Here is an 11,946-nt window from a genome sequence, read left to right as displayed (position 1 = left end):
TATGGACATATACGGTTTAATCGGCTACCCGCTTCTACATTCGTTCTCGATAAGCTACTTCAACCAAAAATTTGAAGACGAGGGAATAAACGCCCGATACGAGAACTTTGAAATTCAGTCAATAGAATCGCTGATGGAAATTATCGATTCAACCCCAAACCTGCGGGGACTTAATGTCACTATTCCATATAAGGAAAAAGTAATATCGTATCTTGACGCACTGAGTCCCGAAGCAAGAGCCATCGGAGCCGTAAATGTGATTAGGGTGATACATGAAAACAATAAGGTAACGCTGAAAGGATATAATTCCGATGTGATAGGATTTACACAAAGCATTGAGCCTATGTTAGAAAAATATCACAAGAAAGCATTGATTCTCGGCACAGGAGGCGCATCGAAAGCCATCGATTACGGCCTCAAATCTTTAGGTCTCGAAACTGTCTTCGTCAGCAGATACAAACGTCCCGGAACTATACAGTATACAGATGTGACACCGGAAGTGATAAAAGAATACAACGTGATTGTGAACTGCACGCCGTGCGGGATGTATCCACACTCCGACGAGTGTCCGCAACTGCCATACGAGGCAATGGATAATCACACGATTCTCTACGATCTTATATACAATCCGGACGAGACGCTATTCATGAAAAATGGCATAGAATATGGCGCCAATGTTAAAAACGGACTTGAGATGCTGTTGTTACAAGCATTCGCAAGTTGGGAGTTTTGGAACAACAAAGATTGAAAGCACCGAAATAAACACTATTAATATCAAAAATATTTATGGACAAGAATAACCGATATATGATGCGCGGTGTAAGCGCAGCCAAAGAAGATGTGCATAATGCCATTAAGAATATTGACAAAGGAATCTTTCCGCAGGCATTCTGCAAGATAATCCCCGACATTTTGGGCGGAGACCCCGAGTATTGTAATATCATGCACGCAGACGGGGCAGGCACCAAATCGGCTCTGGCATACATGTATTGGAAAGAGACAGGTGATTTAAGCGTATGGAAAGGAATAGCGCAAGACGCATTGATAATGAACACAGATGATTTGCTTTGCGTAGGAGCGGTGGACAATATCCTTGTTTCAAGCACGATCGGACGTAATAAAATGCTTGTTCCGGGCGAAGTAATATCGGCTATAATAAACGGTACCGACGAACTTCTTGCGCAAATGCGTGAAATGGGAATAGGCATATACGCCACCGGCGGCGAGACAGCCGATGTGGGAGACCTTGTGCGTACGATTATCGTTGACTCTACCGTGACATGCCGAATGAAAAGAAGTGATGTTATCGACAATGCCAACATCAAACCGGGAGACATCATCGTTGGTCTTTCTTCGTCAGGCAAGGCGTCTTATGAGCAGCAATACAACGGAGGAATGGGAAGCAACGGGCTTACAAGCGCACGTCACGATGTGTTCTCCAAATACCTTGCCGAGAAATATCCGGAAAGCTATGACCATGCAGTCCCTGATGAACTTGTATATAGCGGAAACTACAGTTTGGAGCAGGCTGTGGATGGTACGGATGTCAATGCCGGTAAACTTGTACTCTCCCCCACCCGTACTTATGCTCCTGTGATAAAGAAAATCCTGGATGCTCACCGAAAAGACATACACGGAATGGTGCATTGTACCGGCGGCGCACAGACCAAAGTGCTACATTTCGTCGGAGACAACTGCAAGGTGATAAAAGACAATATGTTCCCTGTCCCCCCACTTTTCAAAATCATCAGCGAAGAGAGCGGTACCGACTGGAAAGAAATGTACAAGGTGTTCAACATGGGGCACCGCATGGAAATATACGTAAACCCGGAACTTGCCGACTCTATAATTGAAATAAGCAAAAGTTTCAATATTGACGCTCAGATAGTCGGACGTGTAGAAGAAGGAAAGAAAAGCCTGGCAATAAAATCTGAATACGGAGTGTTTGAGTATTAAAAGAAATACGAAACCCAGGAATTTGAGAAAACAATAAAGTTTTTTCGAGAAAATCCGGCATTGCTTGAAAAAAGAAACAACAGACAATTAATGATAGACAACAACAATATACTCGAAAAACTTGACGGTCTTGTGAGCCGTTATGAGGAAGTAGGGACGTTGATTACAGACCCAAGCGTAATCGCAGATCAGGAACGTTACGTAAAACTAACCCGCGAATACAAGGACCTCGGCGACATTATGGATGCCCGCAAACGTTATATTAACTGCATCAACGGTATTACGGAAGCAAAAGATATTCTTTCGAATGAAAATGATCCTGAAATGAAAGAGATGGCCCGCGAGGAACTGGCCATTAACGAAAAACTGATGCCTAAGATTGAAGAAGAGATTAAGTTTGCACTCATCCCCAAAGACCCGGAAGACGCAAAGAATGTACAAATGGAAATAAGAGCCGGAACCGGCGGAGACGAAGCCGCCCTGTTTGCCGGCGACCTGTTCCAAATGTATAAAAAGTATTGCGACTCCAAAGGCTGGAGCCTATCGATAACCAGTGCAAGCGAAGGAGCTGTAGGAGGATTTAAGGAAATTGATTTTGCCGTAAGCGGAGATTGCGTGTATGGAGTATTGAAATATGAATCAGGAGTACACCGCGTGCAACGTGTACCGGCAACCGAGACACAAGGACGCATGCACACAAGCGCGGCAACAGTGGCCGTACTTCCTGAAGCCGACAAATTCGAGGTAAACATAAATGAAGGAGACATCAAATGGGATACGTTCAGAAGTTCGGGAGCCGGAGGACAGAACGTAAACAAAGTAGAATCAGGCGTGCGCCTGCGTTATCCCTGGAAAAACCCCAATACCGGAGAGACGGAAGAGATACTTATTGAATGTACAGAAACACGAGACCAACCAAAGAATAAAGAAAGAGCTTTGTCACGTTTGCGAACATTCATATACGACAGGGAACATCAGAAATATGTCGATGACATTGCCAACAGACGCAAAACACTTGTATCTACGGGAGACCGCAGCGCAAAAATTCGAACATATAATTTCCCGCAAGGACGTGTTACGGATCATCGCATAGGATTTACCACCCACGACTTGCAAGGCTTCATGGGTGGAGACATACAAGCTATGATTGACGCCCTTACCGTAGCAGAAAATGCAGAACGTATGAAAGAAGCCGAGCTGTAATAATAAATCGGCAAGTGTTACGATAATCTTTCCATTATTAAATAAAGACAATAATGAACAGACAAGAATTAATAGAACAAATCAGATTAAAGAAAAGTTTTCTGTGTGTCGGATTAGATACCGATACAAAAAAAATCCCGCCGCATCTGCTAAAAGATGAAGATCCTATATTCGCATTCAATAAAGCAATAATAGACGCGACATCACCATATTGTGTGTCGTATAAACCCAACTTGGCTTTTTATGAAGCGTTCGGCGTTAAAGGTATGGTTTCATTTGAGAAAACAATAAAATATCTCAAAGAGAACTATCCCAAACATTTTATCATCGCAGATGCCAAGCGCGGAGACATCGGAAACACATCGGATATGTATGCCCGCACATTTTTTGAAGAATATGACATTGACGCTTTGACCGTCGCCCCTTATATGGGAGAAGACAGTGTCACCCCTTTCTTAAAATATGAAAACAAGTGGGTAATACTTTTAGCACTTACAAGCAACAAAGGCAGTCACGATTTCCAGCTTATGGAAGATAAAAACGGACAGAGACTGTTTGAAAAAGTACTTCAAAAAAGCCAAAATTGGGGAAATGACGAGAATATGATGTTCGTAGTAGGAGCCACCCAAGGCGAGATGTTCAGAGACATAAGAAAAATTGCCCCCAATCATTTCCTTCTTGTCCCAGGTGTAGGAGCTCAAGGAGGAAGTTTGCAAGAAGTTTGCAAATACGGTATGAATAAAGATTGCGGGCTTCTTGTAAACAGCAGCCGCGGAATAATATATGCTTCCACAGGAGAGGATTTTGCAGAAATTGCCGCCCAAAAAGCAAAGGAACTGCAAAAAGAAATGGAAGCCGAATTAGCATGTAATGAATGAAGCTAAAATTATAAACGATCCGGTTTTCGGATTTATAAAAATCCCAACCGGTTTATTGCTTGACATCGTCAAACATCCGCTTATGCAACGATTGACACGCATAAACCAGTTGGGATTGGCTTCTGTTGTATATCCAGGCGCACAACATACACGATTTCTGCATTCATTGGGAGCTTTTCACCTCATGAGTGAAGCTATACTTTCACTACAACAAAAAGGTAACTTTATTTTTGATAGTGAGGCAGAGGCAGTCGAAGCGGCCATACTTATGCATGATATAGGGCACGGACCGTTCAGTCATGTACTTGAACACACACTCATAAAAGACATTTCCCATGAAGAAATATCGCTGCTTATGATGGAGCAGATAAACAAGGAACTCGGCGGTCATCTTAATCTTGCCATGAAAATTTTTAAAGATGAATACCCCAAGAAGTTCCTTCATCAGCTCATAAGCAGTCAACTTGACATGGATAGACTTGATTATTTACGCAGAGATTCTTTCTATACAGGAGTTACAGAGGGTAATATCGGAAGCGCGCGAATAATAAAGATGCTCAATGTCCACGACGACCAATTGGTTGCCGACTCAAAAGGAATATATTCCATAGAGAATTATCTCACATCACGACGGTTGATGTACTGGCAAGTATATCTACATAAGACAGCCGTAGCTTATGAAAAAGTTCTGATCAACGCACTAACACGAGCTAAACATCTGGTAAATGAAGGCCACAAACTATTCGCTACTCCTGCATTATCCTATTTTCTGAATAATGATGTAAACCGTGCTTGGTTCTATGAGCACGATGAAGCCTTAAAGATGTACGAATGTCTTGACGACAATGATATTTGGAGTTCTCTGAAAGTATGGGCAAATCATGACGACAAGATATTATCGACTTTATCATGTGACATGATTAACAGAAACATTTTCAAGGTTGAGGTTTACGACGAACCAATATCTGAAAACCGAATTTCAGAAATAAGACACGGTATTGCAAAAAAGTTTGCCATCGAAGAAAAAGACACGAGCTACATGATAAGCGTCAACACCATTCAAAAAGACATGTATGACACAAACGATGACAAGATAACCATTCTATATAAAGATGGAACAACAAAGGATATTTCAAAGGCTTCTGAAATACTTAATATGCAACTGCTTTCTAAAAAAATAAGAAAATATTATCTCTGTTATCAACGCATATAAATAAAATTTGTTATATTTGCATATTAATAGAAAATAAATTAACTGCAAATGGAATTTACAGCAAAACAAATTGCCGATTTTATCGGTGGTAAAGTTGAAGGAGATGCAAATGCCACAGTTCACACCTTTGCGAAAATAGAAGAAGGAAAAGCAGGAGCAATATCTTTTCTTTCGAATCCCAAATATACACAATATATTTATGACAGCGAGTCGAGCATAATTCTCATCAACGAGGATGTTGAATTAAACAAGCCGGTAGCGGCAACTCTCATCAGAGTAAAAAATGCTTATGAATGCGTTGCTAAATTATTACAACTTTACGAATCAAGCAAACCAAGAAAAAAGGGGATAAATCCCCTCGCTTCAATCGCCCCTACCGCAATAATCGGAAAAGATGCCTATATCGGAGCATTTGCCGTGATAGGAGATAACGCTGTGATTGGAGATAACAGCATGATTTATCCCAACACAGTGATTGGAGAGAATGTAAAGATTGGAAACAACACAAAAATATATCCGAACGTAACAATCTATGAGAATTGTAAATTGGGAAACAACGTTACCGTTCATTCCGGAACAGTAATAGGAGCAGACGGTTTTGGATTTGCCCCCAACACTGACGGATATAACAAAATACCGCAAATCGGTATTGTAACAATTGAAGACGATGTTGAAATTGGAGCCAATACATGTATTGATCGCTCCACTATGGGAAGTACCGTAATACATAAAGGTGTGAAATTGGATAATCTTATCCAAGTAGCCCATAATGTTGAGATTGGCGAAAATACCGTAATGTCCGCTCAAGTCGGCATTGCCGGAAGTACAAAAGTAGGCTCGTGGTGCATGTTTGGTGGACAAGTGGGATTGGCCGGACATATCAATATCGGAGACAAGACTTTCCTTGGTGCACAATCCGGAGTTCCTGGAAATATCAAAGGTAATCAAACACTTATAGGCACTCCACCGATGGAGCCTAAAGCTTATTTTAAATCACAAGCTATATTCCGCAAGTTACCTGAACTTTACAAACAGATTAACGAACTACAAAAACAAATTGAAGAATTAAAGAATAAATAATTTTATTTTATGATGAAGCAAAAAACACTAAAAGGAAGTTTTTCACTTTGTGGAAAAGGATTACATACAGGATTAAGTCTTACCATCACATTTAACCCTGCACCGGAAAACACCGGCTATAAGATACAACGAATCGACCTGGAAGGAATGCCGATAATAGATGCCATTGCAGAAAATGTAATTGATACACAGCGTGGAACCGTTATCGGAAAAGGAGATGCCAAAGTCTCAACCATAGAACATGGACTGGCGGCTTTATATGCATTAGGCATTGACAACTGTCTAATTCAAGTAAACGGCCCTGAATTTCCAATCTTAGATGGAAGTGCAAGCAAATATATAGAAAAAATTAATGAGATCGGGACAGAAGAGCAAAATGCTCCCAAAGATTGGTATATAATACGCAAAAAGATTGAGGTAAAAGATGAAGAAACCGGTTCATGTATAACAATTTTGCCTGATGATGAGTTTAGTCTTACGACAATGTGCTCGTTTAACTCTAAATTCATTAACAGCCAATTCGCCTCTCTTGACAAGATAGAGAACTTCACAACAGAAATTGCACCTGCACGCACTTTTGTTTTTGTACGTGATATTGAACCTTTACTCAAAGCCAACCTAATAAAGGGAGGCGATTTGGACAACGCCATTGTAATATACGAAAAACAAATATCGCAAGAGCAATTGGACAAATTGGCCGATATGATTCAAGCAAGACACCATGATGCCGAAGAGCTCGGATATATCCAAAACAAGCCTTTGGTTTGGGAAAATGAATGCACTCGGCACAAACTACTCGACATTGTCGGTGATTTGGCTCTTATTGGTAAACCTATAAAAGGACGCATTATTGCCACACGCCCTGGACATACCATAAACAATAAGTTTGCCCGCCAAATGAGAAAGGAGATACGCAAGCATGAAGTTCAGGCACCTATATACGATCCAAACGAAGAGCCTGTAATGGATGTTAACAGGATACGCGAACTTCTTCCCCACCGCTACCCGATGCAATTGGTAGATAAAGTTATTTCCCTGGGTGCGACAAATATTGTCGGTGTAAAAAACATTACAAGCAATGAACCGTTCTTCCAAGGACATTTCCCGCAAGAGCCGGTAATGCCAGGGGTATTGCAAGTGGAAGCGATGGCACAATGTGGCGGTCTGCTCGTACTCAACACTGTTGAGGAGCCGGAGCGATGGTCTACTTATTTCATGAAAATAGATAGTGTCAAGTTCCGTCAGAAAGTCGTACCCGGCGATACTTTGTTATTTAAAGTTGAATTGCTGGCACCGGTTCGTCATGGAATATCCTCAATGAAAGGTTATGTATTCGTTGGAGACCATATTGTTTCTGAAGCGACATTCACTGCCCAAATAGTAAAAAACAAATAATACGATAAGGTATGAACCAAATAAGTCCATTAGCTTTTATCAGTCCGGAAGCAAAAATTGGAGACAACAATATAATCGGTCCTTTCTGCTATATAGATAAAAACACTGTCATCGGAAACAATAATAAGTTCTATAACAGTGTAACGGTACACACCGGAGCACGCATAGGGAATGACAATGAGTTTTTTCCCGGTGCGAGCATAAGTACAAAACCCCAAGATCTTAAATTCAAGGGAGAAGAGACTCTATGTGAGATTGGAGATAACAACAGTGTAAGAGAAAATGTCACAATAAGTCGCGGTACGGCAAGTAAAGGCAAAACTGTCGTAGGTTCCGGCAATTTACTTATGGAGAATATGCACATCGCACATGATTGCATCATTGGCAACGGCCTGATCATAGGCAATTCAACGAAGTTCGCCGGAGAAGTTTGTGTGGATGACAATGCCATAATTAGTGCCTCGGTACTTTGTCATCAATTCTGTCATATCGGCGGTTATGTAATGATTCAAGGCGGATGTCGTTTCAGCCAAGACATTCCTCCATATATTATTGCGGGAAAAGAACCTACAAAGTACTGTGGTATAAATATTGTCGGATTGCGTCGTCGCGGTTTTAGCAATGAAACAATAGACATAATACACGACACGTACCGCATAATATATGCCAATGGCCTTATAAAAGACGGTATCCAAGAAGCAAGAGCCAAGTATCCCAATGTTAAGGAGGTTGAATATATATGCTCTTTCATTGAGAACTCCAAGCGAGGTATAATTCGCTAATGAAAGATACACTTATTGTCATCACCGGGCCTACTGCGGTAGGAAAAACCGCATTATGTATGGATATTGCTAAAAAATATGGCATACCTATCATTAATGCTGATTCGAGACAGATATATAAAGGCCTGAAAATAGGAACAGCAGCACCCACAAAAGAACAACTCAAAGACGTTCACCATTATTTTGTGGGTGCTCTTAATTTGAACGACTACTATAATGCGTCTATGTTTGAACAAGACGTAATGAAAGTCCTTAGTAAATTGTTCAATGACAATAACCATATAGCTTTAATGACCGGTGGGTCAATGATGTACATTGACAGTGTATGCAATGGCATTGACGATATTCCCACGATCGAGCCTGAAATTCGCGAAATGTTGAAAAAACGCTTTGAGCATGAAGGTCTGGACAGAATGCTTGAGGAACTGAGAGTCGTAGATCCTGAATATTATAATCTGGTTGACAAGAAAAACCACCGAAGGGTAATACATGGACTTGAAATCTGCTATCAAACAGGTAAACCATATACTTATTTCCGGAAAAAGAACAAACAAAAACGTCCTTTTAATATCATAAAGATTGCTCTTAACAGGAGTCGTGAAGAACTTTATGATAGAATTAACAACAGAGTGGATAAAATGATGGAGGAAGGACTACTTGATGAAGTCAGGCAGCTTTACAAGTATAGAAATTTAAATGCGTTAAACTCTGTCGGTTACAAAGAGATATTTAATTTTTTAGATGGCATATATACATTGGAAGAAGCCATTGAACACATAAAAAGCAATACAAGACGATATGCCCGCAAGCAATTGACGTGGTATAAAAAAGACAAAGACATATATTGGGTGCACCCAGATGACAAAGAAGAAATAATGAATTACATATCTCAAAAATATGAAAATGGACTCTGAAAACAAACAAAACGCATTTGTTTACTATTGTAAACTCGGCATTAACAAAATTTCCCTGATCGGCAACTGGTATAAGAGCCTGTATAAGGGAAAACCTTGGTATATCAAAACCATATCGGGAATTATCTCACTATTTATAGTTTTCATACTTTATCTCGTTGCCGTAGACATTAATTTCTTATGGTTATTCGGCAAATCTCCGAGTATGAACATGATTAAAAATCCAGTTACAAGCCAGGCATCAGAACTATATAGTGCAGACGGAGTGCTCATAGGCAAGTATTTCAGCGAGAACAGAACCCCAGTAAAATATGAAGAAGTAAATCCTGTCTTTTGGAAAACTCTCATCGCCACGGAAGATGAAAGGTACTATAAACACTTCGGGATAGATTTCCAAGGCGTGGCCGCTGCGGCAAAAGATTATGTCATACACCACGATGCCCGTGGTGCATCCACCATCACTCAGCAACTTGTCAAAAACATGTTCAGAGTACGCACCCAATACTCTACCGGACTATTAGGAAACATTCCTGGCTTGAAAATGCTTATAATGAAGAGCAAGGAATGGATTACGGCAGTTAAGATAGAGATGCTTTTCGATAAGAAAGAAATTCTGACAATGTACGCAAACACGGTTGATTTCGGTTCAAACGCTTTTGGCATAAAAACCGCATGCAAGACATACTTCGGCAATACACCGACAGAGTTAACCACCGAACAGGCAGCTGTTCTTGTGGGCATGCTGAAAGCCACAACATACTATAACCCCAAAATAAACCCGAATAACAGTCTGAAACGACGTAATACAGTCTTGCAAAACCTCGTCACCCACGGACATCTTAGTAAAGAAGAATACGACTCTTTGAAAGATATTCCCATAAAACTTGATTATAGTGTAGAAAGCAACTATGACGGACAAGCGACTTATTTTCGCGAGGCTGTAGCCAATCACCTGAAAGAATGGTGCAAAGAAAACGGTTATGACCTTTATAACAGTGGTTTGAAAATATATACCACAGTAGATACACGCATGCAGAAGTATGCCGAAGAGGCTGCACGCAAACAGATGAAGGTCGTGCAACGCAACTTCAACAATCATTGGGGAAGAACCAATCCGTGGCAGGATGAACATCACATTGAAATTCCCAACTTTATTGAAGGCATAGTACAAAAATTACCCGTATACAAACAACTCGTCCAAAAATATCCCAATAACCCCGATTCTGTAAACTATTGGCTGAACAAACCACATAAAGTCAAGCTATTTGACTATGAGAACGGAACAATTGAAAAAGAAATAAGCACGATGGACTCTATCCGCTATATGACCCGCTTCATGCACTGTGGTTTTGTGGCTATGGAACCAACCACAGGATATGTTAAGGCGTGGGTTGGCGATATAGATTTCGATGCATGGAAATATGATAAAGTAACAGCTATGAGACAACCTGGATCGACTTTCAAACTATTTGTATATACAGAGGCAATGAACCAAGGTCTTACCCCATGCGACAAACGACGTGATTCTTATTTCAGCATGAAAGTATATGATAAGTTCAAGAAAAAGGAAGTCACATGGGCACCGACAAACGCAAACGGATATTTCACGAATGATTCGATGCCTTTAAAAGCTGCATTTGCACAGAGTATAAACTCAATAGCCGTGAAACTCGGACAGGAAGTCGGAATAGACAATATAGTGAATACAGCCCATGCAATGGGTATAGTAAGTCCGCTCGACAATACTCCGGCATTGTCTCTCGGATCCAGTGATGTTAATCTGCTTGAACTTGTGAATGCATACTCCACAGTAATAAATGATGGAAAAATGCACGAGCCCGTGCTCGTGACAAAAATTCTCGACCGCAACGGAAAAGAAGTATACACCGCTCCCACCGAACAGCATCAGGCCATACCATACAAAAGTGCATTCCTCATGCAGCAACTCCTGCAAAGCGGACTGCGGGAGCCGGGAGCAACCAGCATGAGCCTTTGGGGATATGTAGGTAAGCATAACGACACTGAATTCGGCGGAAAGACCGGAACATCAAACAACCACTCCGACGCATGGTTTGTCGGCGTCAGTCCAAAACTTGTTGCCGGCGCATGGGTAGGCGGAGAATACCGTTCTATACACTTCCGTACCGGTGCTCTCGGACAAGGAAGCCGCACAGCCTTACCTATCTGCGGATATTTCTTCGAGTCAGTACTTAATGACCCTGCTTTCAAAGAATATCACGGTAAATTTTCCAAACCAAAAGATGAAGCGGTGAAGTATGACATGTATACATGCAGCAGTTACTATCACAAAAAAGAAGAGGATAGTACAGATATTGACAGTGTTCAAGTTGCAGAAGAAGAAATACTCATTGATGAAAACGGAAATCCGATACAAAAGAAATCCGAAACTACCAATGATAACATTTCAGGTTCTCCCGATGCTCAGCCTAATGGCGAAGCGACTGAAAAAAAGAAAAACAACACAGTCACTTATGACGATGTATATTTCTGATTGCATGCAATAG

At 40.9% G+C, this 11,946-nt stretch carries 10 protein-coding genes; all 10 read left to right on the top strand.

The genetic code is table 11. The features are described 5' to 3' along the window. Position 1: 1 nt before the first annotated feature. The 10 genes from HPS53_RS06200 (at position 2) to HPS53_RS06155 (ending at position 11,933) form a co-directional block, all read left to right on the top strand. Positions 2–748, top strand: coding sequence for a shikimate dehydrogenase (locus tag HPS53_RS06200; RefSeq protein WP_104369999.1), 747 nt, complete (start codon positions 2–4; stop codon positions 746–748). Positions 749–786: 38 nt separating this feature from the next. Next, positions 787–1,956 (top strand): AIR synthase-related protein, encoded by a 1,170-nt coding sequence (locus HPS53_RS06195; protein WP_172205127.1) that lies wholly within the window; start codon positions 787–789, stop codon positions 1,954–1,956. A 90-nt stretch (positions 1,957–2,046) separates the two neighbouring features. Beyond that, positions 2,047–3,159 carry a peptide chain release factor 1 gene (gene prfA, locus HPS53_RS06190; RefSeq protein ID WP_104370001.1) on the top strand — a complete coding sequence of 371 codons (1,113 nt, stop codon included), beginning with the start codon at positions 2,047–2,049 and terminating at the stop codon, positions 3,157–3,159. 53 nt (positions 3,160–3,212) lie between these two features. Beyond that, a complete protein-coding gene (gene pyrF, locus HPS53_RS06185) occupies positions 3,213–4,037 on the top strand; it encodes an orotidine-5'-phosphate decarboxylase (RefSeq protein ID WP_172205124.1) in 825 nt (274 codons plus the stop codon). Then, positions 4,030–5,250 carry an HD domain-containing protein gene (locus HPS53_RS06180; RefSeq protein ID WP_104370003.1) on the top strand — a complete coding sequence of 407 codons (1,221 nt, stop codon included), beginning with the start codon at positions 4,030–4,032 and terminating at the stop codon, positions 5,248–5,250. Before pyrF ends, HPS53_RS06180 begins: the two co-directional genes overlap by 8 nt. Before the next feature lie 48 nt (positions 5,251–5,298). Continuing rightward, positions 5,299–6,330: a UDP-3-O-(3-hydroxymyristoyl)glucosamine N-acyltransferase gene (lpxD, locus tag HPS53_RS06175; protein WP_104370004.1), complete on the top strand. Its 1,032-nt coding sequence runs from the start codon at positions 5,299–5,301 to the stop codon at positions 6,328–6,330. 9 nt (positions 6,331–6,339) lie between these two features. Next, positions 6,340–7,725: a bifunctional UDP-3-O-[3-hydroxymyristoyl] N-acetylglucosamine deacetylase/3-hydroxyacyl-ACP dehydratase gene (locus HPS53_RS06170; RefSeq protein WP_104370005.1), complete on the top strand. Its 1,386-nt coding sequence runs from the start codon at positions 6,340–6,342 to the stop codon at positions 7,723–7,725. Positions 7,726–7,736: 11 nt separating this feature from the next. Further along, positions 7,737–8,507 carry an acyl-ACP--UDP-N-acetylglucosamine O-acyltransferase gene (gene lpxA / locus HPS53_RS06165; RefSeq protein WP_104370006.1) on the top strand — a complete coding sequence of 257 codons (771 nt, stop codon included), beginning with the start codon at positions 7,737–7,739 and terminating at the stop codon, positions 8,505–8,507. After that, on the top strand, positions 8,507–9,421 hold the full coding sequence (gene miaA, locus HPS53_RS06160; protein WP_104370007.1) for a tRNA (adenosine(37)-N6)-dimethylallyltransferase MiaA: 915 nt from the start codon (positions 8,507–8,509) through the stop codon (positions 9,419–9,421). The genes lpxA and miaA overlap by 1 nt, the downstream gene beginning before the upstream one ends. Next, a complete protein-coding gene (locus HPS53_RS06155) occupies positions 9,411–11,933 on the top strand; it encodes a transglycosylase domain-containing protein (protein WP_172205213.1) in 2,523 nt (840 codons plus the stop codon). The genes miaA and HPS53_RS06155 overlap by 11 nt, the downstream gene beginning before the upstream one ends. Positions 11,934–11,946: the final 13 nt, after the last annotated feature.

Origin of the sequence: Prevotella sp. PTAC (assembly GCF_013166535.1) — a bacterium.
GTDB lineage: Bacteria > Bacteroidota > Bacteroidia > Bacteroidales > Bacteroidaceae > Prevotella.
Note: the sequence above shows the minus strand (reverse complement) of the source record. Positions and strands in the feature narration are given on the sequence as shown.